Origin of the sequence: Xylophilus sp. (assembly GCA_009914555.1) — a bacterium.
In the GTDB taxonomy this organism is placed as follows: Bacteria; Pseudomonadota; Gammaproteobacteria; order Burkholderiales; family Burkholderiaceae_C; genus WNDY01.
The window spans coordinates 177,211-203,643 of sequence record WNDY01000002.1 but is presented as its reverse complement, the minus strand read 5'-3'; the positions used below and the strand labels follow the sequence as shown (position 1 = coordinate 203,643).

20 protein-coding genes and 1 tRNA gene are annotated in these 26,433 nt (G+C 72.5%); 9 read left to right on the top strand and 12 right to left on the bottom strand.

Going from position 1 to position 26,433, the window contains the following annotated elements; all coding sequences use genetic code 11:
• Positions 1-13: 13 nt before the first annotated feature.
• Genes glgA through GAK38_RS02665 form a run of 5 tightly spaced genes read right to left on the bottom strand, consistent with a single transcriptional unit; the run spans position 14 to position 11,667 of the window.
• A complete protein-coding gene (glgA, locus tag GAK38_RS02685) occupies positions 14-1,459 on the bottom strand; it encodes a glycogen synthase GlgA (protein WP_325341202.1) in 1,446 nt (481 codons plus the stop codon).
• Complete coding sequence (gene treY / locus GAK38_RS02680) at positions 1,456-6,390, bottom strand: malto-oligosyltrehalose synthase (RefSeq protein ID WP_325341200.1); 4,935 nt, start codon at positions 6,388-6,390, stop codon at positions 1,456-1,458. Before treY ends, glgA begins: the two co-directional genes overlap by 4 nt.
• Positions 6,387-8,177, bottom strand: coding sequence for a malto-oligosyltrehalose trehalohydrolase (gene treZ / locus GAK38_RS02675; protein ID WP_325341198.1), 1,791 nt, complete (start codon positions 8,175-8,177; stop codon positions 6,387-6,389). Before treZ ends, treY begins: the two co-directional genes overlap by 4 nt.
• On the bottom strand, positions 8,174-10,387 hold the full coding sequence (gene glgX, locus GAK38_RS02670) for a glycogen debranching protein GlgX (protein ID WP_325341197.1): 2,214 nt from the start codon (positions 10,385-10,387) through the stop codon (positions 8,174-8,176). Before glgX ends, treZ begins: the two co-directional genes overlap by 4 nt.
• Positions 10,384-11,667 (bottom strand): glucose-1-phosphate adenylyltransferase, encoded by a 1,284-nt coding sequence (locus GAK38_RS02665; RefSeq protein ID WP_325341196.1) that lies wholly within the window; start codon positions 11,665-11,667, stop codon positions 10,384-10,386. The genes glgX and GAK38_RS02665 overlap by 4 nt, the downstream gene beginning before the upstream one ends.
• A gap of 249 nt (positions 11,668-11,916) precedes the next feature.
• Between GAK38_RS02665 and GAK38_RS02660 the strand changes: the two genes are divergently transcribed.
• From GAK38_RS02660 to GAK38_RS02645, 4 genes are read left to right on the top strand one after another with little or no spacing between them, the layout of a single operon-like run.
• Positions 11,917-12,984: an acyl-CoA dehydrogenase gene (locus GAK38_RS02660; protein ID WP_325341195.1), complete on the top strand. Its 1,068-nt coding sequence runs from the start codon at positions 11,917-11,919 to the stop codon at positions 12,982-12,984.
• A complete protein-coding gene (locus GAK38_RS02655; protein WP_325341193.1) occupies positions 12,972-13,739 on the top strand; it encodes a PIG-L deacetylase family protein in 768 nt (255 codons plus the stop codon). Before GAK38_RS02660 ends, GAK38_RS02655 begins: the two co-directional genes overlap by 13 nt.
• A gap of 49 nt (positions 13,740-13,788) precedes the next feature.
• On the top strand, positions 13,789-14,385 hold the full coding sequence (locus GAK38_RS02650; protein WP_325341191.1) for a class I SAM-dependent methyltransferase: 597 nt from the start codon (positions 13,789-13,791) through the stop codon (positions 14,383-14,385).
• The gene (locus GAK38_RS02645; RefSeq protein WP_325341189.1) at positions 14,382-15,098 is read left to right on the top strand and encodes a glycosyltransferase; all 717 of its coding nucleotides are present in this window, start codon (positions 14,382-14,384) and stop codon (positions 15,096-15,098) included. The genes GAK38_RS02650 and GAK38_RS02645 overlap by 4 nt, the downstream gene beginning before the upstream one ends.
• A gap of 138 nt (positions 15,099-15,236) precedes the next feature.
• Here GAK38_RS02645 and GAK38_RS02640 read toward each other — a convergent pair whose 3' ends face one another.
• A complete protein-coding gene (locus GAK38_RS02640; RefSeq protein WP_325341188.1) occupies positions 15,237-17,651 on the bottom strand; it encodes a catalase in 2,415 nt (804 codons plus the stop codon).
• A 220-nt stretch (positions 17,652-17,871) separates the two neighbouring features.
• On the opposite strand from GAK38_RS02640, the gene GAK38_RS02635 reads away from it, so the two are divergent.
• Positions 17,872-18,957: a YihY/virulence factor BrkB family protein gene (locus GAK38_RS02635; protein ID WP_325341187.1), complete on the top strand. Its 1,086-nt coding sequence runs from the start codon at positions 17,872-17,874 to the stop codon at positions 18,955-18,957.
• Positions 18,957-19,205, top strand: coding sequence for a hypothetical protein (locus GAK38_RS02630; RefSeq protein ID WP_325341185.1), 249 nt, complete (start codon positions 18,957-18,959; stop codon positions 19,203-19,205). The genes GAK38_RS02635 and GAK38_RS02630 overlap by 1 nt, the downstream gene beginning before the upstream one ends.
• A gap of 14 nt (positions 19,206-19,219) precedes the next feature.
• Here the strand turns inward: GAK38_RS02630 and GAK38_RS02625 are convergent, their stop codons facing one another.
• The 5 genes from GAK38_RS02625 to GAK38_RS02605 form a co-directional block, all read right to left on the bottom strand.
• Complete coding sequence (locus GAK38_RS02625; RefSeq protein WP_325341184.1) at positions 19,220-20,989, bottom strand: M61 family metallopeptidase; 1,770 nt, start codon at positions 20,987-20,989, stop codon at positions 19,220-19,222.
• Between the two features lie 28 nt (positions 20,990-21,017).
• Entirely contained in the window at positions 21,018-21,452 is a 435-nt protein-coding gene (locus GAK38_RS02620) for a DUF3429 domain-containing protein (protein ID WP_325341183.1), read from the bottom strand.
• Positions 21,453-21,511: 59 nt separating this feature from the next.
• The gene (locus GAK38_RS02615; RefSeq protein ID WP_325341181.1) at positions 21,512-22,255 is read right to left on the bottom strand and encodes a DsbC family protein; all 744 of its coding nucleotides are present in this window, start codon (positions 22,253-22,255) and stop codon (positions 21,512-21,514) included.
• A 27-nt stretch (positions 22,256-22,282) separates the two neighbouring features.
• Positions 22,283-23,446: an FAD-dependent monooxygenase gene (locus tag GAK38_RS02610; RefSeq protein WP_325341179.1), complete on the bottom strand. Its 1,164-nt coding sequence runs from the start codon at positions 23,444-23,446 to the stop codon at positions 22,283-22,285.
• Positions 23,447-23,552: 106 nt separating this feature from the next.
• Positions 23,553-23,637, bottom strand: a tRNA-Leu gene (locus GAK38_RS02605).
• Positions 23,638-23,678: 41 nt separating this feature from the next.
• On the opposite strand from GAK38_RS02605, the gene cysM reads away from it, so the two are divergent.
• From cysM to GAK38_RS02590, 3 genes are read left to right on the top strand one after another with little or no spacing between them, the layout of a single operon-like run.
• Positions 23,679-24,587 carry a cysteine synthase CysM gene (cysM, locus tag GAK38_RS02600; RefSeq protein ID WP_325341178.1) on the top strand — a complete coding sequence of 303 codons (909 nt, stop codon included), beginning with the start codon at positions 23,679-23,681 and terminating at the stop codon, positions 24,585-24,587.
• 17 nt (positions 24,588-24,604) lie between these two features.
• Positions 24,605-25,141 (top strand): NUDIX domain-containing protein, encoded by a 537-nt coding sequence (locus GAK38_RS02595; RefSeq protein WP_325341177.1) that lies wholly within the window; start codon positions 24,605-24,607, stop codon positions 25,139-25,141.
• Positions 25,142-25,196: 55 nt separating this feature from the next.
• Positions 25,197-25,424, top strand: a complete 228-nt coding sequence (locus GAK38_RS02590; protein WP_325341176.1) for a sulfurtransferase TusA family protein — start codon at positions 25,197-25,199, stop codon at positions 25,422-25,424.
• Between the two features lie 70 nt (positions 25,425-25,494).
• On the opposite strand, the gene galU is transcribed toward GAK38_RS02590, so the two are convergent.
• Positions 25,495-26,388 (bottom strand): UTP--glucose-1-phosphate uridylyltransferase GalU, encoded by an 894-nt coding sequence (gene galU, locus GAK38_RS02585; protein WP_325341175.1) that lies wholly within the window; start codon positions 26,386-26,388, stop codon positions 25,495-25,497.
• Between the last annotated feature and the right edge of the window lie 45 nt (positions 26,389-26,433).

Below are 26,433 nucleotides of genomic sequence, written 5' to 3'. Positions count from 1 at the left end.
CCGGTGGGGACGTTCAGCCCGCCGCCGCCAGACCCGCGTAGAGCGCCGCGTAGTCGGCCGCGGGCCTCGCCCACGAGAAGTCGCGCTGCATGCCCGCGCGCTGGATGCGCCACCAGTCGCCCGGCTTCCTCCACGCGGCGGCCACGCGCGCCATGGCCTCGTCGAACGCGGACTGCGACCCGGCCTCGCGCATGACGAAGCCGGTCACGCCGTCGTCCACCGTGTCCGCGAGCCCGCCCACCGGCGCCACGAGCGGCGGCGTGCCGTAGGCCTGGCTGTACATCTGGTTCAGGCCGCAGGGCTCGAAGCGCGAGGGCATGAGGAAGCAGTCGGCGCCGGCCTCGATCTGGTGGGCCAGCGTCTCGTCGAAGCCGATGGCCGCGCCCACGCGGCCGGGGTGGCGTGCCGCGAGGTCGGCCAGCGCGGCCTGCAGCGCCGCGTCGCCGCTGCCGAGCACGGCGAGCTGGCCGCCGCGCGCGAGCAGCCCCCCGGCGCCCGCGACCACGAGGTCGATGCCCTTCTGTGCCGTGAGCCGCCCCACGAGGCCGAACAGCAGCGCGCCGGGCTCGGCGGCGAGCTTCAGGCGCGCCTGCAGCGCGGCCTTGCAGGCCGCCTTGCCGCCCAGGCGCGCGGCGTCGTAGCGCGCGGCGATCAGCGGATCGGTGGCCGGGTTCCACACGGCCGTGTCGATGCCGTTGATCACGCCGTGCAGCCGGGCGGCGTGTGCGCGCAGCACGCCGTCGAGCGCGAAGCCCTGGGCCTCGGTCTGGATCTCGCGCGCATAGGTCGGGCTGACCGTGGTGATCGCGTCGGCGAACTGCAGGCCGGCCTTGAGCATCGACAGCTGGCCCCAGAACTCCACGCCGTCGACGCCGCGGTGGCGCGGCGCGATGCCCAGCAGGTCGGCCTTTTCCATCGGATAGACGCCCTGGAACGCGAGGTTGTGGATGGTGAGCACGCTGCGCGCGGCCGTCGCATCGCCGGCCTCGCGCGCCTGCCGCAGGTAGAGCGGCACGAGCGCGCTCGGCCAGTCGTTGGCATGGACCACGCCAGCCTGCCAGCCGGGGATCGGCGAGCCGGCCGTGCCGAGCAGCGCCGCCACGCGCGCGAGCAGGCCGAAGCGCAGCGCGTTGTCAGGGTGGTCGCCGCCGCCGGGCGCACCGTAGGGCGTGCCGGGGCGGGCATAGAGGGCCGGGCAGGCCAGCAGCAGCAGCGTGGTGCCGCCTCCTCCGATGCGCAGGCGCAGCAGCTGGGCCGCGGGCCACGGGCCTTCGGCCGGCAGGCTGAACACGCCGGCGAGGTCGCCCGCGATGCGCTCCAGCCCCGCATAGGCCGGCAGCAGCACGGCCACGTCGTGCCCCAGCGCGGCGAGCGCCGGCGGCAGCGCGGCGCTCACGTCGCCCAGGCCGCCGGTCTTGACCCAGGGGGCGGTCTCCGGCGTGGCGAACAGGACCTTCATGCCGGGACCAGCACGGCGAACGGCAGGCGCGACGTGGCCGGGCCGATCTCGCCGAGCAGGCTGTCGAGCTCGTAGCCGTCGCCGGGCTCGGGCGGCAGCACCGCGCCGGTCAGCAGGTTGCGCCAGGCGCCGGTCTTCTCCAGCGCCGGGTGCGCGGCCGCGATGGCGATGCGCGTGCCGCGCCAGCCGCCGGCGGCCAGGCCGTAGAGCAGGCGCGCGGCGATCACCACCACGGCGCGGCCCTCGCGGATGCGGGCGAAGCCGATGGCATGCACCTCCGCCGGGCCGACGACCGCGAGCGGCAGGTAGGAGCCGTGGCGGAACAGGTCGGCCTGCGCGGCGCGCAGCTGCAGCAGGCGCCAGGTGACGAGCTGCTTGATGCGGCCGTCGGACACGGCCGGCACCGCCGGCAGCAGGTCCTGCCACTGCGCGGGCGTGGGATGGGCGCCGTCGGCATGCAGCGCCTGCACCTCGGCCAGGCCGGCCGCGAGCGCGTCGAAGTCCACCGGGCGGCGGTTGTCCGGGTCGACCAGGCTGAAGTTCCACTGCTCGCAGCCCTGGTAGATGTCGGGCACGCCGGGCGCGGTGAGCTTGAGCGCGAGCTGCGCCAGGCTGTTGCGAAAGCCGTACGGCGCGATTGCCTGCACGAAGGCTTCGAGCGTCTGCACGAAGCCCTCGCTGGCCAGGCAGCGGTCGATGTGGCTGTCGAGCGCGGCTTCGTAGGCTTCGTCGGGGCAGAGCCAGTTGGTCTCGCGCTTGGCTTCGCGCGCGGCGGCGTCGGTCGGCCCGGCCGGCCAGATGCCGACCAGGGCCTGGTAGAGCGACCATTCGTCGGCGCGCGACGGTGCGGGGGCGTCGGCGCGCAGAACGGCCGTGGTGCGCAGCCGCTCGCCGGTCTGGCTCAGCGCGAGCACCGTGTCTTCCCAGAGTGCCGGGATTTCGGAGAGCACGTTGAGCCGCGCGCGGACGTCTTCCGACCGCTTGCTGTCGTGCGTCGAGGTGGCCAGCAGCGGATGCGGCCGCCGCCGGCTCACCTGCAGGTTGGTCGCATGGAAGGCCGCGGCCGAGATGCCGAAGCGCCGCGGCTCGGATCCCACGTCGTTGAGCGAGGCGAGCCGTACATGGCGGTAGAACGTCGTGTCCTCGATCGACTTGGCCATCACCGGCGCGGTGAACTGCTGCCAGCGCCGCACGAAGCGCCGGCGCAGCGCGGGCTCGGGGCCGTCCTCGCCCGAGAGGATGGGCCCGAGGTAGTCGAGCAGCCCGCGCTCGGCCGAGCCCAGGCGGCGCGCGGCCGCCGCGACGGCCCAGGCGATGTGGCGCGCGTCGGCGGCCGACGCGGCCTCGCCGTGCGCGCCGACATAGGTGCGGTAGACCGGAAAGCCCGCGGCCACCTCGGCCAGCGCCGCGCGCAGCCGGTGGCGCGTGAAGTCGCAGGCGCGGCGGTCGGCGCGCACGATGCGGTAGAGCGTCTCGGTGAGCCAGCCGAGGTCGCTCGCGAGCGTGGTGTCGATGATGAGCTTCTTGCAGGCGTAGGCCGTGTCCTCGTAGCTGCGCACGTCGTCGGTGAAGGCGGCATAGGCATCGTCGAATGCGGCTTTCGACGCCGGCTCGACGAACAGGCCGTTGACCAGCGAGGCGAAGCGATAGCCGGTGTCGCCGTGCACCGGCCAGTCCTCGGGCAGGGGCTCGTGGTCGGCCAGGATCTTCTCGACCACCACGTAGAGTGCGCGGGGCTCGCGGCCGGCCGCGCGGGCCTGCGCCGCATGGCGCGACTGCAGCCGCGCCAGGTAGGCGCCCGGGTCGGCGAGGCCGTCGGGATGGTCGATGCGCAGGCCGGTGATGCGGCCGTCGGCCAGCCACTGGAGGACGCGCGCATGCGTGGCCTCGAACACCGCCGGCTCTTCCATGCGCACGGCCGCGAGGCCGTTGACGTCGAAGAAGCGGCGGTAGTTGATGTCGTCGCCGGCCACGCGCCAGTCGGCCAGCCGGTAGGCCTGGTCGTGCAGCAGCGCGTCGAGCGCGTCGAAGCTCGCGGTGTCGCCGGCGTGGCCGTTGAGCAGCAGCAGGCTCGCGCGGATCCATTCGCGCAGCCAGCCGTGGGCCGCGGCGGCCTCGGCCAGCCGGCGCTGCAGCAGCGGCGCATCGCGCAGCCGCGCGGCGCGGCTGTCGCCGCCGACGGCATCGCGCTGCGGCAGGTGGGAGAAGGCGTCGAGCAGCGACTGCACCTCGGCCAGCGCATGGCTGTCGCCGTCGTTGCCCGACACCGGCGCCGGCAGCACCGACAGGATGCGGCCGTAGTGCTGCGGATCGATCGGCGCGTGGTGGCCCCAGTAGTGCACCGCGAAGCGGCCGTGCGCGGCGTCGAAGCGCAGCTGCAGCTCGCCGGATTCGAGCACGCGGCCGTAGTGGTCGCCGAGGATCGGCAGCAGCACCCGGCCCTGCAGGCCGTCGGCCACGGCGTTCCATTCGATGTCGAACGTGGCGGCGTGCGGCGAGGCAGCGCCGTGCTCCAGCAGGTCCTGCCACCAGGGGTTGTCGGCTTCGAGCACGCCCATGTGGTTGGGCACGATGTCCAGCACCTGGCCCATGCCGCGTGCAGCCAGCGCGTCGCAGAGCGCCGCATGCTCGGCATCGGTGCCGACCTCGGGGTTGAGCTGCGTCGGGTCGACCACGTCGTAGCCGTGGGTGCTGCCGGGGCGCGCCTTCAGGTAGGGCGAGCTGTAGAGGTGGCTGATGCCCAGCGCATGCAGGTAGCCCACGGCGCGCGTGGCGTCGGCGAAGGTGTAGCCGGCGTGGAACTGCACGCGGTAGGTGGCGCGCGGGATGTCGGCGCTCTCCAGCGGCGGCAGCTCGTCCACCGCGGCCACGGCGGCCGGGCGGCCGCGCTCGGCGCGCATGGCGGCGGCCACGGCGGCGAAGGTGGGATGCGCCGCCAGTCCGGACAGCGGCACGGCCACGCGCCGTCGCCAGTTGGGGTTGCGGTCCTCGGTCGTGCCCGGCACGTTGACCTGCTCGCGCTGGCCGGTGGCGTCCTCGATCTGCACGGCCGCCAGCCAGCAGGGCGTGCGGGCCAGGTAGGCATGCACCGCGGCGACGAAGGCTGTCGTGGCCTCGGGCAGCGAAGGCGGATGGATGGTCACGCCCTCGGGCAGCAGGTTCGCGTGCTGGAGTGCGAGCAGCAGGCGCGCACGGTCCTGCGCGCGGGCCAGCACCATCTGCGCGTGGATCTCCTCGCCGGGCAGCAGGTTCAGACGCGCCTGGGTGTCGATGTCGCTGCCGGCCCAGAAGGCCGAGAGCGTGGGCAGGTCGTGCGTGGTGACCACGGCCAGGGCCTGCGGCTGCCATTCGGCGGGCGGGCGGAAGGCGCCGTCGTCGCGGCGCTCGAAGATGAGCGGCTTGTACGACAGCAGGCCCCGCTGCTGCATGGCCGCGCGCATCGCGGGGTCCACGTTGCCGAGGTCCTCGCCGATCACCAGGCAGCGCTGGCGCTGGCTCTCGACCGCAACGATGGCGGCGAGGGCTTCGAGCGGATAGGCCACGTAGGTGCCGCCGGCGTCGGGCGTGGTCCAGAACAGGCGCATCAGCGCCATGACGTGGTCCATGCGCAGCGCGCCGGCCGGGCGCATCACGGCGCGCAGCAGCGCGATGAAGGGTGCGAAGCCGGCGGCGGCCAGCGCCTGCGGGCGCAGCGGCGGCAGGCCCCAGTCCTGGCCCAGGGCGTTGAGCGGGTCGGGCGGCGCGCCCACGTGGAGGCCGTGGGCGTAGAGCTTCTGCTGCGCCCAGGTCTCCGACCCGCCGCTGGCCGCGCCCACGGCGAGGTCGCAGTACAGGCCCAGCGGCAGCAGGCGCCGCGCCTGGCGCTGCACCAGCGCGAGCTGCTCGTGGGCCAGCCACTGCAGCCAGAAGCGGTAGCGCACCGCGTCGCCGTGGTCGCGGCGGAAGGCGGCCGCGCCGGCGCCGTGTGGATCGCGCAGTTCCTCGGGCCAGGCCGGCCAGCCCCAGACCGACGGGTCGGCCGCATGCAGCCGCAGCTGGATCGCTTCGTGCAGCGCGTGGGCGCCGAGCAGGGCCTCGTTCTCCTGCGTGAACTGCAGAAAAGCCTGCGCACGCCCGGACGAGGCCACCAGTTCGTGCGCGGTGAAATGCGTCCACAGCAGCGCCAGCACCTGCTCCTTGGCCGCGGCCACGTCGGCATAGCGCACCTCGTCGGCAGCGCGCAGCGCTTCGAGCTTCTGCTGGAACGGCGTGCTGGTCACCAGCGTGCGTGCCGCCGCGCAGTGGGCGAATTCGGGCACTGCGGCCACGTCGATGAACAGCGTGTTCAGCGCGGTTCTGCTCGATGGGCTGTAGGAGCTGGCCTGCTCGGGCGCATGGGCATGCAGCGCATGCAGCGGGCTCAGACCGATGAAGGCCGCGCCCTGGGCGGCCGACAGCGCCACCAGCGCGGCGAGGTCGGAGAAGTCGCCGATGCCCCAGTTGGTCTCGGAGCGCAGCGCGTAGAGCTGGATCGACAGGCCCCACCAGCGCTCGCCCTGGGCGATGCCTTCGGGCACCCAGCAGCGCTGCGGGGCGACGATGAGCAGGCGCTCGGGCGCGCCATCGGCTTCAAGCCGGTAGTAGCCGGGCGCGAGCGTGCCGGGCAGGGCGCTGCCGGGCTGCGCGCCCTCGGCCACGATGCGGCCGTCGCCTTCGGCCTGGCGCAGGCGCCAGGGCGCGGCGAGGGCGATGTCGGGCACGGTGCCGGCCTCGACGACGGCCGGCGCGGCCGCGTCGGCCGCCGGCTCGCCGAGCGCGTCGAGGATGCGCGCCAGCAGCGCGGGCGATGCGCTCTGCGGCTCGCCCCAGTAGCTGGTGTAGGCCAGGGCCACGCCGGCGGCCTCGGCGCGTTGCTGGAGGGCGGCGATGTCGGGGTTCTGCGCTGCGTTCATGCGGAAGGTTCGAAGAGTCTCCAGCGCGCGGACCACGGTGCCCAGTACGGTGCGGCAGCGGGCCAGTCGCCGTGGGCCAGCAGCAGCTGCGCCTGCGGGTCGCGGCCGGCCAGGGCCGAGGCGTCCACCGGATCGGGTCCGAGGTTGAGGTCGAGCAGCAGCCGGCTGCCGTCGCGGTAGTGCCAGCGCAGGTGCAGGCCGGTGGCACCGATGCGCAGGGCCTCGTGGTCGGTGTCGGCCAGGCGCTCCTGGCGCGGGGCGATCCATTGCCGGCGCAGCGCCAGGGCCTGGCGCACCTGCGCCAGCCGCGCGCCGGCGCCGGACTGGTCGCGCTCGGCCGGGTCCGGATGGCTGCGGTGGAAGGTGGCGATGTCGCAGGGGTCGGGCAGGGTGCCGTCGTCGTCGTGCGCGAACTCGCGCTTGCGGCCGGCGCGCACCGCCTCGCGCAGTTCGCCCTGCCAGTCGGCGAAGTAGAGGAAGGGCGTGCGCGTGCCCCATTCGTCGCCGAAGAAAACCATCGGCGTGGCCGGCGTCAGCAGCGCCAGCAGCAGCGCGGTGGACACGGCTTCGGGCGGCGCCAGCGCGGCCAGCCGCTCGCCGCGGGCGCGGTTGCCGACCTGGTCGTGGTTGCCGATGTAGTTGATGGTGGCCGGCAGCGGCGGCGGCGCGTCGTCCGCGCTTTCGGGGAAGGCGAAGCCGCGCACCAGCACCTGGCCGAGCAGGGCGATCGGGTCGTTGCCATAGCGCGCGTAGTAGCGGTGCGTCTCGCCGGTCAGCGCCACGTGCATCGCATGGTGGAAGTCGTCGTTCCACTGCCCGTCGTAGCGGCCGGCGGCCGGCTGCCGCGCCAGGCGGCGCGACTGGTTGCCGTCGTTCTCCAGCACCAGGTGGACGTGGCGGTGCGGCTGGGCGGCGCGCACACGGGACGATATCTCTTCGAGGATGTCGGGCCGGCTGTCGTCGACGATGGCATGCACCGCGTCGAGCCGCAGGCCGTCGATGCGGAACTCCTCGATCCAGTAGAGCGCGTTGTGGATGAAGAACTCGCGCACGGTCGCGCTGCCGTCGCCGTCGAAGTTGATCGCCTGGCCCCACGGGCTGGCGTGCGTGGCCGAGAAGAACTGCGGCGCGTACAGGCCCAGCCAGTTGCCGTCCGGGCCGAAGTGGTTGTAGACCACGTCGAGGAAGACCATGAGCCCGAGCTGGCGCGCGCGCTCGACGAAGGCTTTCATACTCTCGGGAGGACCATATGAATGTGCCGGTGCAAAGAGCGCTACGCCATCATACCCCCAATTGTATCGGCCCGGCAGATCCGCCACCGGCATCAGCTCCACGGCGGTGATGCCGAGCGCGGCCAGTTCCTCCAGCCGCTGCGCGGCCGCGTCGAACGTGCCTTCGGCGGTGAAGGTGCCGACATGCAGTTCGTAGAGCACGGTCTCGCGCCAGGGCCGGCCGGTCCAGCCGGCGTCGTTCCAGTCGAACGCGGCCGGATCGACCAGGCGGCTCGGCGCATGCGGGCCGTCGGGGTTCTCGCGCGCGGCCGGGTCGCTCACGCGCTGGCCGCCGTCGATGCGCCACTGGTAGCGCGCGCCGGCTGCCGCGCCGTCCACTGCGGCGTGCCACCAGCCGCCCTCGGCGCGGGCGGCGGGCACCGGCGCCAGGGCATCGGCCGTGGGACCGAGCAGCAGGGCGACCTCCGTCGCTGCAGGGGCCCAGAGGTGCAGGTCGGCGCCGCTGCCGTCCGCGCGGACGGTGGCGCCGAACGGCATGGCGTGGGCATGCTTCATGGCTCGCCGGCGTCGTCGCGGGCCGCGGAGGTGAACACGGCCATTGAATGGGCGAGCAGCGTCCACTGTCCGCCCGACGCGCTGCCGGCTCCGCCCTCGGGCGGCACGGCGGCGGTGCGCGTGTCGAGCTCCACCGTCCACTGCCGCGGCGGGTCCTCCTTGGGCAGCGTGAAGACGACCTCCTCGGCGCTGGCGTTGAAGAGCAGCAGCACGGACTCGTCGGTGGCCTGGTCTTCGAGCAGCGCGGCCACACAGCGCACGGCGGGGTCGTCCCATTCCTCGGTCGTCATGGGCACGCCCCAGACGCTGTGCCAGCCGATGGCCGGCGCGGTGGAGAGGTCGTCGGACTCGCCCACCGGCCAGCCGCGCGGGCGCAGCAGCGGCAGGCGCGCGCGCAGCGCGACGGCGGCGCGGGTGAAGGCGAGCTGCTGCTGCGCGGCGGGCGGCAGGTCCCAGTCGAACCACGAGATTTCGTTGTCCTGGCAGTAGCCGTTGTTGCTGCCCTGCTGGGTGCGTGCGATCTCGTCGCCGCCCAGCAGCAGCGGCGTGCCGTGCGACACGAACAGCGTGGCGATGAAGTTGCGCATCTGCCGGCCGCGCAGCTCGACGATGGCCGGGTCGTCGCTCGGGCCTTCGGCGCCGCAGTTCCAGCTGCGGTTGTGGCTCTCGCCGTCGCGGTTGTCCTCGCCGTTGGCCTCGTTGTGCTTGTCGTTGTAGCTGACCAGATCGGCCAGCGTGAAGCCGTCATGCACCGTGGCGATGTTGACGCTGGCCCAGGGCGGGCGGCGGCGGTGCTGGAACAGGTCGGCCGAGCCGCAGAGGCCGGAGGCCAGCGCCGGCAGCGTGCCGTCGGTGCCGCGCCAGTAGTCGCGGATGCTGTCGCGCCAGCGGCCGTTCCATTCGAGCCAGCCGGCCGGAAAGCCGCCGACCTGGTAGCCGTCGGGTCCGAGGTCCCACGGCTCGGCGATGAGCTTCACGCGCGAGAGCACCGGGTCCTGCGCGACCGCGGTGAAGAACGGCGCACGGTGGTCGAAGCGGCCCTGCGCATCGCGGCCGAGCGCGCTGGCCAGGTCGAAGCGGAAGCCGTCCACGTGCATCTCCTGCACCCAGTAGCGCAGGCTGTCGAGCACCAGGCGCAGCGCCGCCGGGCTGCTGGTGTCCACCGTGTTGCCGGTGCCGGTGTAGTCGACGTAGTAGCGCGGGTCCTCGGACAGGCGGTAGTAGGCCGGGTTGTCGATGCCCTTGAGGCTCAGCGTGGGGCCGAGGTGGTTGCCTTCGCCGGTATGGTTGTAGACCACGTCGAGGATGACCTCGATGCCCACCGCATGCAGCGCGCGCACCATGGCCTTGAACTCGTCCACGCCGCCGTCGCGTGCGCGGCTGTAGCGCGGCTCGGGCGCGAGGAAGCCGACGGTGTTGTAGCCCCAGTAGTTGGCCAGGCCGGCCTCGACCAGGCGCTGGTCGTCGATGAAGGCCTGCACCGGCAGCAGCTCCACGCTGGTCACGCCGAGCCGTTTCAGATACTCGACCGCCGCTGTGGAGCCCAGGCCGGCATAGGTGCCGCGCAGTTCCTCCGGCACGCCGGGCAGACGCTGGGTGAAGCCCTTGACGTGGATCTCGTAGAACACCGTGTCCTCGGGCGGCACGCGCGGCGGCGCGTCTTCGCCCCAGTCGAACGCCGGGCGCACCACGCGGGCCTTGACGGCGTCGGCGCCGTTGTCGCGGGTGTCGGCCGCCAGGTCCTCGTTTTCGTGGCCGAGCGGGTAGGCGAACTGGCTGCCGTTGCCGGTCACCGGCCGGTCGAGCGCGCGGGCATACGGGTCGAGCAGCAGCTTGGCCGGATTGAAGCGCAGGCCGGCCTCGGGTTCGTACGGGCCGTGCACCCGCAGGCCGTAGCGCTGGCCGGCACGCAGGCCGTGCACGAAGCCGTGCCACACGTCGTGCGTGAGCGTGGGCAGGGCGATGCGCTCCACTTCCGTCCTGCCGTCCTCGGCGTACAGGCAGACCTCGACTTTCTGCGCGCGCGACGAGTACACCGCGAAGTTCACGCCCTGGCGGCCGGGCGTGGCGCCCAGCGGCCAGTGGCGGCCTTCGGTGACGGTGTGGTGGCGCGCGCGCGGCCGGCGCGGCCGCACCGCGCGCGCGCCGGGCTCGATCGCTTCCTGGAATCCGATGGGGGCATGTTCTGCCGGCGTCACGCCCTCCGTCATGCAATGGCCCTCAGCCCGACGGTGCCGTGCGGTTCGTTGGCCGGCTGGCCGCGGTCCAGGTCGGACTGGCGCGGGAAGTGGCCCGCCGGCACCACGACGATGCCGCCTTCGCTCACGTGGAAGCGGCGGCGGTCGGCTTCCAGGTCGAAGCCGATGCGCTCGAACGGCGGCACGTCGTTGTCCTGGTCGATGATGGCGCGGCGCACCTGGGCGCCGCGGCCGATGCGCGAGCGCTCCATGACGATGCAGTGCTCCAGGCGCGCATCGCGCTCCACGCAGACCGATCGGCGCAGCATCGCATGGTCGAGCGAGGCGCCGTCCACCACGCAGCCGGAGCCGACGACCGAGCGGTGGATCACGCCGTTCTCGATCTGGGCCGACTCGGCCGGGTCGGAGCTGGCGTAGATCGGCCATTCGCGGTTGGTCATGCGGAACCGGGGCGCGGCGCCCAGCGTGTCGAAGTGCGCGTCGAAATAGGCATCGATCGTGCCCACGTCGCGCCAGTAGCCGTGCTCCTCGTACGGCGCCGTGCCCGGGATGGAATTGCTGTCGAAGTCGTAGGCGGCGAGCCTGTGGGTCTTGAGCATCGCCGGCAGGATGTGCTTGCCGAAATCGCTGTGGCCGGCGGCGCGGGCGCGCTTGAGTTCCTCCAGCAGCACGCCGGCGTCGAACAGGTAGTTGCCCATCGAGGCCAGCGCGTGCGTGCGGCTGCCCGCCATGGGCCGGGCGGTGCGCGGCTTCTCGACGAAGTTGGTGATGCGGTGGCGCTCGTCGGTCTCGACGATGCCGAACTGGTCGCACTGCGACAGGCGCACCGGCAGCGTGGCCACGGTGGCATGGGCGCCGCTCTCCACATGGAAGTCCACCATCTGACGCACGTCCATGCGGTAGATGTGGTCGGCGCCGAACACGGCCACGATGTCGGGGCGGAAGCTCTCGATCAGGTGGATGTTCTGGTAGACCGAGTCGGCCGTGCCCTGAAACCATTCGGGCCCGTAGCGCATCTGCGGCGGCACCACGGTCACGAACTGCTGCGGCAGCAGGCGCGTCATCGTCCACGTCTGGCGGATGTGCTCGATGAGCGACTGCGACTTGTACTGCACCAGAAGGTAGATCGAATAGATCTCCGAGTTCACCAGGTTGGACAGCACGAAGTCCACGATGCTGTGCTTGCCGTTGAACGGTACGGCCGGCTTGCAGCGGTCGGCGGTGAGCGGGTGGAGCCGGGAGCCTTCTCCCCCGGCCATGACGATGGCCAGGATGTTGGGTTTGCGCGACATGGTGGTGGATCCTGTGATGGGCGAAAGAAGGGGCCGGTCGATGCGGCAGCGGGATGTCGGGGACATCCGGGCAGCCCCGCCATCCTGTATGGCGGCGCAACAATTCCCTGCGGGATGTAGCGTGCAGGCCGTGTAGGCGGTTGCCTACGTCTGACGGCAGCCGGATCGACACGGCTGTGGCGGCGTCCTACGGCCCGCGCGCGGTCCGGCCTGACCTGCACGGTCGAGCGGCGCAGGCAGGATCGCGCCATGCTGCGCGACGACTCCATCCCTCTCGACCCCGCCCGCTTCGCGGCCGGGCTCCAGGACCGGCTGCTGGCCGTGCTGGCCCTGTCCGACGGCGACCCGGGCGACGGCCTGCGCCGGCTGATCGGCGCCGGGCTGGACCGCCTGCCGCTGCCCGGCCACGGCCACACGCTGGTGCGCTGGCAGGCGCTGGCCGCCGTGGCCGGCCACGACCTGGCGCTGGCCAAGCTCTACGAGGCCCAGGCCGATGCGCTGGCTATCCTCGCCGAGTGCGGCCCGGCGACGCTCGACCGCTCCGCTCGATCGTGGGGAGTATGGTGTGCAGACCCGCCTGATACAACCGTTACAGCGGATTCGTGGGAGGAGTATATGGCCGGTGCGGCCTTGCGCTTGACCGGCCGCAAGCCCTGGTGCTCGGGCGCGCCGCGGCTGAGCCATGCGCTGGTCGGCTGCCGCGGCGGCGGTGGCGAGCGGCTGCTGGCCGCGGTCGCCCTGGATGCCGCCGGCGTGCGGGTGACGAACGAAGGCTGGCAGGCCGTGGGCATGGGCCGCACCCGCAGCGTGGACGTGGTCTTCGACGGCGCCCCCGCCGTGCTGGTCGGCACGCCCGGCCAGTACCTGCGGCGCCCCGGCTTCTGGCACGGCGCTGCGGGCAGCGCCGCCTGCTGGTGGGGGGCGGCGCGGGCCATCGGCCGGCGCGTGCACCGGGCCGCGGCGGCGCACGGCGAGCCGCACCTGCACGCCCACCTGGGCGCGACCGACGCGGCACTCGCCGCGGCCGCCGCCATGCTGCGCGAGGCCGCCGCCTGGATCGACGCCCATCCCATGGACGACGCGCGGGCCGTGGCGCTGCGCGTGCGCATCGTCGTCGAGCAGGCGGTGCAGCAGACGCTGTGGCATGCCGGCCGCGCGCTGGGCGCGGGGCCGCTGTGCCGGGAGCCGGCCTTCGCCGCGCTGATGGCCGACCTGCCGGTCTTCCTGCGCCAGAGCCATGCCGAGCGCGACGAGGCGGCGCTGGCCGCCGCCCTCGTGCGGCAGCAGCCGTCGGAGGCGCACGCATGGCCGCTGTGATCGACGGGGCCGCGCCGCGCATCCAGGGCCGGGGCACGCCGGCGGCCGCGTGGCGCCGCTGGCCCGGCTGGGCCGGCGTGCCGGTGGCGGAGGCTGCCCAGCTGGTGCCCGCGGGCGGCCGCGCCGTCATCGTGGCGCCGCACCCGGACGACGAGGTCATCGGCACCGGCGTGCTGCAGCAGGCGCTGGCCGCGGCCGGCCGCGGCTGCCGCGTGGTCGCCGTGACCGACGGCGATGCCAGCCACCCCGGCTCCGGCCTGTGGACGCGCGCCGAACTGGCCGCCGGGCGCCGCGGCGAGAGCGCACGCGCCGCCGCCGTGCTCGGCCTGCCGCAGGCGGCCTGCCGGCTGCACCTGCCCGACGGCGGCGTGGCGGCGCAGGAAGCCACGCTGGCGCGCCGGCTCGCCGCGCTGCTGGAGCCCGCCGACACGGTCTTCGCCACCTGGCGGCACGACGGCCACCCGGACCACGAGGCCGTCGGCCGCGCCGCCGCCGCCGCGGCGCGGATGCGCGGCGCGCGCCTGGTGGAAGTGCCCGTCTGGTGCTGGCACTGGAGCGGGCCCGGCGACCCGCGCCTGCCGTGGCACCGCGCGCGCCGCCTCGCCGCGCCCGCGCAGGCGCTGCGGCGCAAGCAGCAGGCGCTGGCCTGCTTCCGCAGCCAGTTGCTGCCCGACCCGACCACCGGCGCCGCGCCGATCCTGCCGGCCTGGGCACTGCAGCGCTGGGCCGCGGTCGGCGAGGTGTTCTTCGCATGATCCTCCGCCAGAGGCTCGCACCGCAGCGCGTCAGCGCGAAGGTCGTCCCGTGACCGGCTACTTCGACAGCCTCTATGCCGGCAGCGACGACCCCTGGCAGGTCCGCAGCCGCTGGTACGAGCGCCGCAAGCAGGCGCTGCTGCTGGCCTGCCTGCCGCGCGAGCGCTTCCGCCATGCCTGCGAGCCCGCCTGCGGCACCGGCGCGCTGACGGCCGCGCTGGCGCAGCGCTGCGACCGCGTGTCGGCCAGCGACTGCTGCGGCGCGGCCGTGGCCGTCGCGCGGCGCAGCACGGCCGGGCTGGCGCAGGTCGAGGTCGAGCGGCGCGACCTGCCGCAGGACTGGCCGCAGGCCGCCGGCGGCTTCGACCTCGTGGTGCTCGGCGAATTCGGCTACTACCTCGCCGCCGACGCCTGGCGCGACCTGCTGCGGCGCTGCGCCGCCAGCCTCGCAGGCGACGCCGTCGTCGTTGCCTGCCACTGGCGGCACGGCTTCGCGCAGCGGCTGCAGTCGACCGAGGCGCTGCACGAAGCCATCGACGCGCTGCCCGGCCTGGAGCGCCTGGGCCGGCATGCGGAGCACGACTTCCTCATCGACATCTGGAGCCGCGGCGGCGGCAGCGTCGCCGCCTGGGAGGGGCTGCGGTGATCGGCGTCGTGGTGCCGATCCACAACGAGGCCGCGCGGCTGCGCGCCTGTCTGGGAGCCATCGCGGCCGCGGCGGCGCATCCGGCGCTGGCCGGCGAGGCGGTGCGGGTGGTCGCCGTGCTCGACTGCTGCGACGACGCGTCCGCATCGATCGCCCGCGCCTGCGGCGCCGACAGCGTGGTCGTCGATGCGCGCAACGTCGGCCGCGCGCGCGCCGCGGGCGCCGGCCAGGCGCTGGAAGCCGGCGCCCGCTGGCTCGCCTTCACCGACGCCGACACGCGGGTGTATCCGGACTGGCTGGCGGCGCAGCTGGCGCTGGCGGCCGAGGCCGACGCAGTCTGCGGCACAGTCACGGTGGAGGACTGGAGCGCCCACGGATGGCACGCGCAGGCGCTGGCCGAGCGCTTCGCACGGCGCTACCAGGCGCGCGACGGGCACCGCCACATCCACGGCGCCAACCTGGGCGCGAGCGCGGCGGCCTACCGGATGGCCGGCGGCTTCGCGCCGCTGGCATGCAGCGAGGACGTGACCCTGGTCGAGGCGCTCAAAGCCTGCGGTGCCAGGATCGCCTGGAGCGCCGCGCCGCGCGTGGCCACCAGCGCCCGCACCGACGCGCGCTGCCGCGGCGGCTTCGGCGACACGCTGCTGGCGCTGGGCGGCGAACTGGCCGCGGCGGCCTCCGGCGGTCCGCCGCCGCGGCCGCTGGTTTCCTGACGGGCTCTTTGCCTGTCATTTCGTGAAGCCCGCGCGCCCGGGCGGTTGCACGAAATCATGGGCAAGAACTTCAAGAACGGGGGTATAGGCCGCTAGCGCGCGGAATAAAAGCGCTGGCGCAGCCTATACCAGGGAGTATCAGACCAGCGGCGGATCGGTCTCGCGCGTGTAGTGCCGGTGCCGGCCCAGCGCGGCGATGAAGCGGGCCGCGGCCTGCCGGTCCGTCTCCTCCACGACCAGCACGCCCGGATCCTCGCCGCCGGCAGGCAGCACGGCGTCGATGCCCAGTTCCTCCAGCAGCGCGGCCGCGTCGCCGAAGGCCAGGATGGTCTTGCCGTGGCGGTACTGGTTGAGGATGAACTCGTGGGTCTGTCCCACGGCGGCCAGCAGGTTCACGCCTTCCTCGCCGCTGGGCAGCACCAGCGCGTCGTACAGCACCGGCGGCGTGTTCTCCAGCGTGGCCGTGGCCTCGATGGCGGCGCCGTCCTCGGTGGCGATGTCGCCCAGGCGCGGGGCGACGAAGGCCGGCACGGCGCCCGCATCGACCAGCGCCTTGTGCAGCGCCAGCAGCGGCTTGCCGAGGACGCCGTTCGCCACCAGGATCGCCACCTTGCGCGTGCGGATGCCGCCATCGCCCGGCAGCGCGGTCAGCGACAGCGCGGGCGATGCGGTCACCTCCGGCGGGGCCGGTGTCTCCAGTGCGCGCGGCAGCGCGGCCGGCACGGCGATGCCCAGGCCGTCGGCCACGCGCTGGGCCAGCTCGGGCGCCACGTTCACCAGCGAGGCGACCACGCGCTCGCGGATCGCCGGCACCGTCACCTTGCTGAGCTCGAAGCGGAAGGCGCCGACGATGTGGTTCTTCTCCCAGTCGGTCTGGCTGTTCCAGAACAGCGTGGCCTGCGTGTAGTGGTCGGCAAACTTCTCGGGCTTGCCGCGCACCTTGTCCTGCTCCACCGGCTGCGGGAACGACACGAAGCCGATCTTGCCGGCCTGGAACGGGCAGCCGCCGCCCAGCGAGTTGGGCTCGTAGGCGACGCGGCCGCGGTGGATCGCCTGGCGGTGCATGCCGTCGCGCTGGTTGTTGTGCACCGGCGCGAGCGGCGCGTTGACCGGGATCTCGTGGAAGTTCGGGCCGCCCAGGCGCGAGATCTGGGTGTCGGTGTACGAATGGATGCGCCCGGCCAGCAGCGGGTCGTTGGTGAAGTCGATGCCCGGCACCACATGGGCCACGCAGAAGGCGACCTGCTCGGTCTCGGCGAAGAAGTTGTCGGGGTTGCGGTCGAGCACCAGGCGGCCCACCGGGCGCAGCGGCACCAGCTCCTCCGGCACGATCTTGGTCGCGTCGAGCACGTCGAAGCTGAAGCGCTCGGCCTCTTCCTCGGTGAAGACCTGCAGGCCCAGTTCCCACTCGGGGTATTCGCCGGCCTCGATCGCCTCCCAGAGGTCGCGGCGGTGGCAGTCGTTGTCGGCGCCCTGGATCTTGGCGGCCTCGTCCCAGACCAGCGAATGGGTGCCCAGCAGCGGCTTCCAGTGGAACTTGACGAAGTGCGACACGCCTTCTGCGTTCACCAGCCGGTAGGTGTGCACGCCGAAGCCCTGCATGGTGCGGTAGCTGCGCGGGATCGCGCGGTCGCTCATGGCCCACAGCAGCATGTGGGTCGACTCGGGCATCAGCGAGACGAAGTCCCAGAAGGTGTCGTGCGCGCTCGCGGCTTGCGGCATGCCGTGGTGCGGCTCGGGCTTGAGCGCGTGGACGAGGTCGGGGAACTTCATCGCGTCCTGGATGAAGAACACCGGGATGTTGTTGCCCACGAGGTCCCAGTTGCCCTCGTCGGTATAGAACTTGACCGCGAAGCCGCGCACGTCGCGCGGCGTATCGACCGAGCCGCGCTCGCCGGCGACGGTGGAGAAGCGCACGAACGCCGGCGTGCGCTTGCCGGCCTCGGCGAAGGGTGCGGCGCGGGTCAGGTCGGAAAGCGACTCGTAGGCCTCGAAGTAGCCGTGGGCGCCCGAACCGCGCGCATGCACGATGCGCTCGGGGATGCGTTCGTGGTCGAAGTGGGTGATCTTCTCGCGCAGGATGAAGTCTTCGAGCAGGGCGGGGCCGCGCAGGCCGGCCTTCAGCGAGTTCTGGTTGTCGGCCACCAGCACGCCCTGGTTGGTGGTCAGCGGCCGGCCGCCGGCGTCGTTGCGCACGCGGGCCAGACCGCCGCCGGGCTCGGCCGTGCCGGGCGCCACGGGCTTCTGGGTCTTGGGGCTGGCGTTGGCCTCGCTCAGCGTGCTGGCCGTGGTGGAGGGCGAGGGTGGCTGCACGGCCGCGCCGGTCACCGGCGCGAGGGCGTTGTCGTGCCCGTGCTCGGCCGCCTTCTGCGTGTTGTACGGCGTGGCGGCCGCGAGCGCCTGCACCTCGGCCGCATGGCGCGCCGGCGCGTCGCTGGCCGAGGCCGCGCGCGATCGCCGCGCCGGGCCGCTCACCGAGGGGCGGGCGGCAGCCTTGGCCTTGGCCGTCGTGCTGCTGTCGGAGGGGGGATTGCTGCTCTTTCGGGTGGCCATCGTCGGTCCTTCATCGTGGGTCGGTAGGTGGGGATGCGTGCCGACCGGCAAGTCTGCGGCCGCGAGGCCGCCAGCCGCGCCAGCGGTCGGCGGCAGCGCGGGTCGGCGCAGTCCGACACCGCGACAGCGGTTCCACGCACGGCCGCGATGGAAGCGGGAGGCCGCCGACGCGGCCTGCACCTACAGTGCCGCGGGCCGCGCCGTGCGCAAATGCCCGGCCATGAAGCCCTCCATCCTTCTCGATCTGGCCAGGAAGTCGGTCATCGCGTGGATCGACGACTACGCGCCCAGCATGGGCGCGGCGATCTCGTACTACACGGCGTTCTCGATCGCGCCGCTGCTGGTGATCGTGATCGCGGTGGCGGGCGCCGTGTTCGGCGACGAGGCGGTGCGCGGCTCGCTGCAGAGCCAGATCTCCGGGCTGGTGGGCCACGAGGGTGCGGCCGCCATCCAGGGCCTGGTGGCCAGCGCCAGCGAGCCCAGGGAAGGCGCCATCGCAGGCACTACCAGCATCGTGCTGCTGCTGGTCGGCGCCACCACGGTGCTGGGCGAGCTGCAGAGCGCGCTCGACCGCATCTGGCATGTGCCCGAGAAGGACAAGCCCAGCGGCCTCTGGGGCCTGCTGCGCGCGCGTTTCCTGTCGTTCAGCCTGATCCTCGCGCTGGCGTTCCTGCTCATGGCCTCGCTCGCGGTGAGCGCGGGCATCGCCGCGGTCGGCAGCTGGTTCGGCGATTTCGTGCCGGGCTCCGAGGTGCTGCTGCAGCTGGTCAACACGGTGATCTCGCTGTGCATCAGCTGCCTGCTGTTCGCGGTGATCTACAAGCTCATGCCATCGGTGGAGATCGCCTGGCGCGACGTGTGGATCGGCGCGGCCGTGACGGCGCTGCTGTTCGAGTTCGGCAAGTTCCTCATCGGGCTGTACATGGGCAAGGCGGGCGTGGGCTCGTCCTATGCCGCGGCCGGCGCGCTGGCGGTCATCCTGATCTGGGTCTACTACGCCGCGCAGGTGTTCCTGCTGGGGGCGGAGTTCACCAAGATCTTCGCGGCCGAGCACGGTTCGTTCCGGCAGCAGGCCGCGGCAGCGGCGCGGCAGGCAAACGCACCGCCGGCCGCTGCCGGGGCGCCGAAAGCCGCGGCGCCGCCTGCACGCGCCGCGGCACCGGAGGAGGACGGCCTGCCGGAGCCCGGGCCGGTGGCGACCTTCGTCGCCACCGCCGTACTCGGCCTGGCCGCGCTGGTGCTGGACCGGCGGCGCCGGGACCGCCGGCGCACCGGTGGTCGGCTGCCGGCCCGGAAGCCGACCTGATGGACGCGCTCGACCTGCTCCAGTGGCCGGCCATGGCGGTCACCATCGCCGCCGCCTGGCTCGTCGCCGGCAACTCCGACAAGGGCCGCCGCACCGGCTTCTGGCTCTACCTGCTCAGCAATGTGCTGTGGATCGCCTGGGGCGTGCACAGCCAGTCCTATGCGCTGGTGGTGCTGCAGTTCGCGCTGGCGGCGATGAACATCCGCGGCGAGCGCAAGACGGCGCAGAAGGAAGGGCGGGCGGCCTGAATGAACGGTTCGGCTCAGGCCGCCGACAGCCAGCCGGCCAGCCTGTCCGCACCGTGGATGCTCAAGCGCCAGACCTTCTCCGCCGTGGGCAGGGCGAGCTTCAGGCGCCGGATGCGGCGGTCGCGCGCGGCCAGCACGGTGATACTGCGGGCGGCGCCGGCATACAGCGCCAGCTCGTCCAGGCGCGCGAGCCGCCAGGCCTGGCCGGCCACCTCGATGCCGATCCATTCATCGCCCGCGGCCAGGCCGGCCTTCTCGGCCGCGCTGCCGCGCAGCACGGTCTTGATCTGGATGCTCCCCCCCTGTTCGGCCACGCGCAGGCCCAGGCGCTGGGCCACGGGCGCCGCGTCCTCCAGGATGGCGGTGCCAAAGCGGGGCAGCAGGTCTTCGAGCGGCAGGTCGCCCGTGCCGTGGACCCAGGCCGCGATCTCCCCGGCCCAGGAGCGGCCCGACAGGGATGCGAGCGTGGACAGCAGGTCCGCCTCGGTGACCGGGCCGCCCCTGGACGCGGCCCAGAGCGAGCGCATCACCGCATCGAGGCTGGTCTTGCCCTCGCTGCGCAGCGACAGGTCCAGGCTCAGCGCCACCAGCGCGCCCTTGGTGTAGTAGCTCACCGTCGCGTTGGGCGTGTTCTCGTCCTGGCGGTAGTACCTGGTCCAGGCGTCGAAGCTGGCCTCGGCCACGCTCTGCAGGTGGCGGCCCGGGGTCTGGCGGACCTGGTTGATGGTCTTGCCAAGCAGGCGCAGGTAGGTCGCGTCGTCGATCAGGCCGGCGCGGCGCAGCAGCAGGTCGTCGTAGTAGCTGGTGAAGCCTTCGAAGAACCACAGCAGCTCGGTGTAGTTCTCCTGCTCGTAGTCGTAGCGGGCGAACTCGGCCGGCCGCAGGCGCTTGACGTTCCAGGTGTGGAAGTACTCGTGGCTGATCAGCCCGAGCAGCGTGGTGTAGCCCTCGCCGGCATGGCTCTCGCCGAGGCGCGGCAGGTCGGCGCGCTTGCAGATCAGCGCGGTCGAGTTGCGGTGCTCCAGGCCGCCGTAGCCGTCGTCCACCGCGTTGAGCAGAAACAGGTAGCCGGCATGCGGCGGCTTGCCGCGGCCGTGCCAGAAGCGGATCGCGGTCTCGCAGATGCGGCGCGCATCGGCCAGCAGACGCTCGCCGTCGAACGACGGGGCGGCGCCGGCGACGACGAAGCGGTGCGGCACGCCGCCGGCCACGAAGCTGCCGCTCCAGAAGCTGCCGAGTTCCACCGGCGTGTCGACCAGCGCGTCATAGTCGGCGGCCTGGTACAGGCCGTGGCCGGACCGGTCGGTCTTCAGCGCGTCGAGCGCGGTGGCGACCTGCCAGCCCGCGGTGGCGGCCGTGGGGGCGATCTCCAGGCCGTGCGCCGCGTCCTCGGCGCCGTGCACCCGCAGGCACAGGCTGGTGCCGTTGAAGAAGCCGCGCTGGCTGTCGAGCCAGGCGGCGCGCACCGAATTGTCGAAGGCATAGACCTCGTAGTGCACTTCCAGCGGCCGCGACGGGTCGCAGGCCACCGTCCAGCGGTTCTTGGCCGACTGCACCGCCTCGACCCTGCGGCGGCCCTGGCGCGCTTGCAGGCGCTGGAGGTTCTTCGAGAATTCGCGCACCAGGTAGCTGCCCGGGATCCACACCGGCAGCGACAGCGTCTGCAGCGCCGCCGGCGACTGCACGGTCAGCGTGACGTGGAACAGGTGGGCATGCGGATCGGCCGCCTCGACGCGGTAGTGGACGGGAGGCGGCAGGGCCTTGCGGGTGTGTGCAGCGGGCATGGATGAGAGCAATGAGGCGATGGGGGCTTCAGGTCCCGCCGGTGGCGATCAGGCAGGCCAGGACCGAGACGACGGTCTGCCGCTTGCGCAGCGGCAGCCAGGAGCCGAGCCCGGCCTCCGGCCAGGTGCGGCGGTCCACCAGCAGACTGATCAGCAGCAGCAGCGACAGCAGCGGCAGGGCGGCGAACGGCGGCATGAGAATGGCGATCCAGGCCAACGCCACCGACGCGGCTCCCCAGAGGTAGCGGGCGCGCGGCGCCTTCGGCCCCTGGTGCAGGCCGATGCCACAGTGCAGCCCGCCCAGGAAGGCGGCCGACAGCGCGGCATAGCCGACCAGGGCGATCGAGACGAAGGGCAGGAGCGCCGGATCGACCAGCCAGACGAAGGCGGAGAGGACGACGAAGGGCGCAAGGCTGGCATAGGCCAGCCGCTCGATGGTGCGTGCGGCAGGTGCGGTCGACATGGAAGGGCGCGTGGCGCGGGCGTGGCGAGTGGGGATGCGGCCGCTTCTGCGACGGCCGGTCAGTTCTTGCTGGTGGGCGGTGCGGCGGCCTGCGCGCGCGCGAGATGCTGTTCGACCTCGCGTGCACCGATGGCGCCTGGCACGCGGCTGCTGTCGGCGAACAGCAGGGTCGGCGTGCCGTTGATCTTGTGCTTGCGGCCGAGCGCCAGGTTGCGCTGCAGGGCGGCGGTGTCGCAGCTGGCGGCAGCGGGCGGCTTGTCGCGCAGCATCAGGTCCTGCCAGGTGCCGGCCTTGTCCCTGGCGCACCAGATGTTGCGCGACTTCTCGGCCGAGTCGGGGCTGAGGATCGGATAGAGGAACAGATGGATCGTCACGTTGTCCACGCTCTGGAGCTCGCGCTCGAAACGCTTGCAGTAGCCGCAGTTCGGGTCCTCGAACACGACGAGCTGCCGCTTGCCGTCGCCGCGCACGATGGTGATCGCGTCCTTGAAGGGCAGCGATGCGAAGTCGATCGCGGTGAGCCTGGTGATCCGGTCCTCGGTGAGGTTGCGGCGACCCTGGGTGTCGATCAGCTCGCCCTGGATCAGGCAGTTGCCCTTGGCATCGGTATAGAAGATGTCCGTGCCGGCGCGCACCTCGTAGAGGCCGCCCATGGGCGTGGGGCGCACCTCGTCGATCTTGCTGATCTGCGGGATGCGTTCCGGCAGGTTCTTGCGGATGGCGCTTTCCTGTGCGGATGCGCTGAAGGCCGCGGCCAGCGCCATGTCGGCGGCGAAGAGGAGGGAGAGCGTTCTGTGCTTCATGTCGAAGTTCCGGGGCTGCACGGCAGCTCAATGGCCTGCGCCGGCCGCCGACGTGATCCCGCCGGCCTGGCGCGCCGTCCAGGCCTTGAGCAGGCCGGCCCGCTCGAAGCCCTGCATGCCCCGGTTGCGCAGCGACTTCCAGGCACCGCCGGGCTGGGCGAAGAGCTGCTGCAGACCGTCGGTCGCGAGGCCCATGGCCAGCGTGGCCGTCTTGCGAGCGCGTTCGTAGCGGCGCAGCAGGCGCGGGTCGGCCACACTGCGCCAGTCGTCGCGGACGCGCAGCACCGCGGCCAGCTCGACCGCATCGGCCAGGCCCAGGTTCAGCCCCTGGCCGGCCAGCGGGTGCACCGTGTGCGCCGCATCGCCGGCCAGCACCCAGCTGCGCGGGCGCTGGGTGGTGGAGCCGTCGAAGCGGCCGCTCCAGCGGTCGGCCGTGGCGCGTGCCAGCGGCCAGCTCGTGCGCTCGCCCAGCAGTGTGAGCGCGCCTGCCTCGGCTGATGCGATGGAGGCGGCCAGTTGCGCTTCGAAGGCTGCGGGATCGAGCGCCAGCAGCTCGGCGGCGCGGTTCTGTGCCACTGACCAGACCAGCGCCACCGTGTCGCCCTGCGGCCCGCCGAGCGGCAGCAGCGCGACGATGCCGTCGCTGGGCAGGAACCATTGGCGCGCCACGCCGCCGTGGGGCAGGGCGGTGCGCAGCCGTGCGGCAATGGCATTCTGTCCGTAGGGCGTGGTGTCGAAGTCCACGCCCAGAGCGGTGCGCAGCGTGCTGTCGCGGCCTTCGCAGACCACCGTCAGCGCGGCATCGACCGGGCCGGCCACAGTCTCGACCTGCGGCTGGAAGCGCACGGCATCGGCCAGCACCGCCTGCAGCGCGGGCACGTCGACGATCCAGGCCAGCGCGTCGGCGCCCTGGCTGCGGGCATCGAAACGCACTTGGCCGCCGCGGTCGCCCTGCACTTCCATCGCGGCGACCGGCGTGGCGTGGGCGGCCTCGGGCCAACTGCGCAGCGACTGCAGCAGTCCGCGCGAAGCGGCGTTCAGGGCATAGGCGCGGATGTCCTGCGTGCCGGCTGCCACGGCATCGGCATCGGCCACCAGGGCGACGCGGAGGCGCTCGCGCGCCAGCAGCAGGGCCAGGGCTCGGCCGACGATGCCGGCCCCGCGAATACACACGTCGAAGGATTGCGCCATGCGGGGATTGTAGAGAAGCGCGCCCGTCGGCGACTCGACAGCAAGGGCGGTGCCGGAAACGCAAAAGCCCTTCCGGTCTGCATCGGAAGGGCTGTGCGCGTATCGGTGGTGCCCGGGGCCGGAATCGAACCGGCACGCCTTGCGGCGGCGGATTTTGAGTCCGCTGCGTCTACCAATTTCACCACCCGGGCCGCAAGGAGCGAAGCCGTGAATTATGGCACAGTGCAGGGTTATGACGACGACCTATCCAACCATCGAGGACGCAGTCGGCAATACGCCGCTGGTGGCGCTGCAGCGCATCCAGGCCGAGGCCAACCGGGCGCGCGGCAACGTGATCCTGGCCAAGCTCGAAGGCAACAACCCGGCCGGCTCGGTGAAGGACCGCCCGGCGCTGTCGATGATCCGCCGGGCCGAGGAACGCGGCGACATCCGCCCGGGCGACACGCTGATCGAGGCCACCTCGGGCAATACCGGCATCGCGCTGGCGATGGCCGCGGCGATCAAGGGCTACCGCATGGTGCTGATCATGCCGGAGGACCTGTCGATCGAACGCGCGCAGACCATGAAGGCCTTCGGCGCCGAACTGGTGCTCACGCCCAAGAGCGGCGGCATGGAATACGCACGCGACCTGGCCGAGCAGATGAGCAAGGAAGGCAAGGGCCGGGTGCTCGACCAGTTCGGCAACGAGGACAACCCGCGCATCCACTACGAGACGACCGGCCCAGAGCTCTGGCAGCAGACCGGCGGGCGCATCACCCACTTCGTGAGCGCGATGGGCACGACCGGCACGATCACCGGCGTGGGCCGCTTCCTCAAGGAGAAGAACCCGGCGGTGCAGATCATCGGCGCGCAGCCGGCCGAGGGCTCGCGCATCCCGGGCATCCGGAAGTGGCCCGAAGCCTATATGCCTCGCATCTACGACGACCGTGTGGTGGACGAGCAGGTCTCGGTCACGCAGGCCGATGCCGAGGACATCGCCCGCCGCCTGGCGCGCGAGGAGGGCATCTTCGGCGGCATCTCGGCTGCCGGCGCGGCCTGGGTCGCCTTCCAGATCGCGCAGCGCGTGGAGAACGCGACCATCGTCTTCGTGGTCTGCGACCGCGGCGACCGGTACCTGTCCACCGGCGTGTTCCCCGCCTGACGAAGCGCGGCACGGCCGTGGACGGCGACTTCCGCTTCTGCCCGCGCTGCGCCACGCCGCTGGCATGGATCAGCCAGGCGGAGGACGGCGGCGACAAGCTGCGGCTGCGCTGCCCGGCCTGCGGCTGGACCCACTGGAACAACCCGACGCCGGTGCTGGCCGGCATCGTTGAATACCGCGGCCAGGTGCTGCTGGCACGCAACGCGGCCTGGACCGGGCGCCGCTTCGCGCTGATCACCGGCTTCATGGAAGCGGGCGAGACGCCGGCCGAAGGCGTTGCGCGCGAGGTGAAGGAAGAGACCAACCTCGATGCGGCGGCCACCACGCTGGTCGGCGTCTACGACTTCCAGCGCATGAACCAGGTGCTCATCGTCTACCACGTGCTGACCGATCCGGCCGGCGAGGTGGTGCTGTCGCCCGAACTGGCCGAGTACCAGCTGCAGGCGCCCGAAGACGTGCTCTGCTGGCCGGCTGGCACCGGCCATGCGCTGGCCGACTGGCTGCGCTCGCGCGGCATCGAGCCGACCTTCGTGGACTGGGCCGCGCGCGGCTGAAGCCTAGAATCGCCGGCTCCTCCCGTTCGCCTCAAGGCAAAGAAGCAGCAAGCAGATGGACATCACCAAGGAAATCGACACCCGCGGCCTCAAGTGTCCGCTGCCCATCCTGCGTGCCAAGAAGGCGCTGGCCGAACTGTCCAGCGGCCAGTTGCTGAAGGTGGTGGCCACCGACGGCGGCTCGCTGCGCGACTTCCAGGCCTTCGCACGGCAGACCGGCAACGAACTCGTGGACCAGCAGACGATCGGCGACGAGTATGTGCACGTGCTGCGCCGCCGCTGACCACCGGGGGGTATAGGCTGGCAGCGCCCGGATATCGCGCGCTACGAAAGGTATCCCCAGGGGGTATGTCTCAGAGCGCGAGACCCTTGAGATACTCGCGGAAGCCGGCGCCGAGCTGTGGATGGGCCAGGGCCAGCTCGACGTTGGCCTGCAGGAAGCCTTCCTTGCTGCCGCAGTCGTAGCGCTGGCCGTCGTAGCGGTAGGCGAACACCTTCTCGCGGCGCATCAGCGCGGCGATGCCGTCGGTCAGCTGGATTTCGCCGCCCACGCCGCGCGGCTGCGTGGCGATCTCGCGGAAGATGCCCGGCGTGAGGATGTAGCGGCCGGCCACGCCCAGGCGCGAGGGCGCGTCCTCGGGCGCCGGCTTCTCGACCATGTGGGTCAGGTCGATGAGGCGGTCGTTGCCCGGCACCGGCGTGCCGGCCACGATGCCGTAGCGCTTGGTGTGCTCGGCCGGCACTTCCTGCACCGCGAGGATGGAGGCCTGCCATTCGTCGAACTGCTGCACCATCTGCTGGAGCACCGGCGGCTTGCCGACCATGAGGTCGTCGGCCAGCAGCACGGCGAAGGGCTCGTTGACCACCACACTCTGCGCGCAGAGCACCGCGTGGCCCAGGCCCAGCGCCTTGGCCTGGCGGATGTAGATGCACTCCATGTCGTCGGGCTTGATGGAATGCACGAGCGCGAGCAGCTCCTTCTTGCCGGCGGCTTCGAGCTCGTGCTCGAGTTCGAAGGCGGTGTCGAAGTGGTCGGGAATGGAGCGCTTGGTGCGGCCGTTGATGAAGATCATCTGGCGCACGCCGGCCGCGTAGGCTTCTTCCACCGCGTACTGGATCAGCGGCTTGTCCACCACCGGCAGCATCTCCTTGGGCTGTGCCTTGGTGGCCGGCAGGAAGCGGGTGCCCAGGCCGGCCACGGGGAACACAGCTTTGCGGATGCGGGGCAGCGGAGCGGTCGTCGTCATACGGGCAGATCCTTGTTCAATCAAATGCAGCGGTCATCATAAAAC

Coding starts and splice junctions, on each gene's coding strand:
- GAK38_RS02610 (WP_325341179.1), bottom strand. CDS start 23,446: ATGGCGCAATCCTTCGACGTGTGTATTCGCGGGGCCGGCATCGTCGGC.
- GAK38_RS02615 (WP_325341181.1), bottom strand. CDS start 22,255: ATGAAGCACAGAACGCTCTCCCTCCTCTTCGCCGCCGACATGGCGCTG.
- GAK38_RS02590 (WP_325341176.1), top strand. CDS start 25,197: ATGGACATCACCAAGGAAATCGACACCCGCGGCCTCAAGTGTCCGCTG.
- GAK38_RS02635 (WP_325341187.1), top strand. CDS start 17,872: ATGAAGCCCTCCATCCTTCTCGATCTGGCCAGGAAGTCGGTCATCGCG.
- GAK38_RS02630 (WP_325341185.1), top strand. CDS start 18,957: ATGGACGCGCTCGACCTGCTCCAGTGGCCGGCCATGGCGGTCACCATC.
- glgA (WP_325341202.1), bottom strand. CDS start 1,459: ATGAAGGTCCTGTTCGCCACGCCGGAGACCGCCCCCTGGGTCAAGACC.
- GAK38_RS02655 (WP_325341193.1), top strand. CDS start 12,972: ATGGCCGCTGTGATCGACGGGGCCGCGCCGCGCATCCAGGGCCGGGGC.
- GAK38_RS02625 (WP_325341184.1), bottom strand. CDS start 20,989: ATGCCCGCTGCACACACCCGCAAGGCCCTGCCGCCTCCCGTCCACTAC.
- GAK38_RS02620 (WP_325341183.1), bottom strand. CDS start 21,452: ATGTCGACCGCACCTGCCGCACGCACCATCGAGCGGCTGGCCTATGCC.
- glgX (WP_325341197.1), bottom strand. CDS start 10,387: ATGACGGAGGGCGTGACGCCGGCAGAACATGCCCCCATCGGATTCCAG.
- treY (WP_325341200.1), bottom strand. CDS start 6,390: ATGAACGCAGCGCAGAACCCCGACATCGCCGCCCTCCAGCAACGCGCC.
- galU (WP_325341175.1), bottom strand. CDS start 26,388: ATGACGACGACCGCTCCGCTGCCCCGCATCCGCAAAGCTGTGTTCCCC.
- GAK38_RS02660 (WP_325341195.1), top strand. CDS start 11,917: ATGCTGCGCGACGACTCCATCCCTCTCGACCCCGCCCGCTTCGCGGCC.
- treZ (WP_325341198.1), bottom strand. CDS start 8,177: ATGAAGCATGCCCACGCCATGCCGTTCGGCGCCACCGTCCGCGCGGAC.
- cysM (WP_325341178.1), top strand. CDS start 23,679: ATGACGACGACCTATCCAACCATCGAGGACGCAGTCGGCAATACGCCG.
- GAK38_RS02640 (WP_325341188.1), bottom strand. CDS start 17,651: ATGGCCACCCGAAAGAGCAGCAATCCCCCCTCCGACAGCAGCACGACG.
- GAK38_RS02665 (WP_325341196.1), bottom strand. CDS start 11,667: ATGTCGCGCAAACCCAACATCCTGGCCATCGTCATGGCCGGGGGAGAA.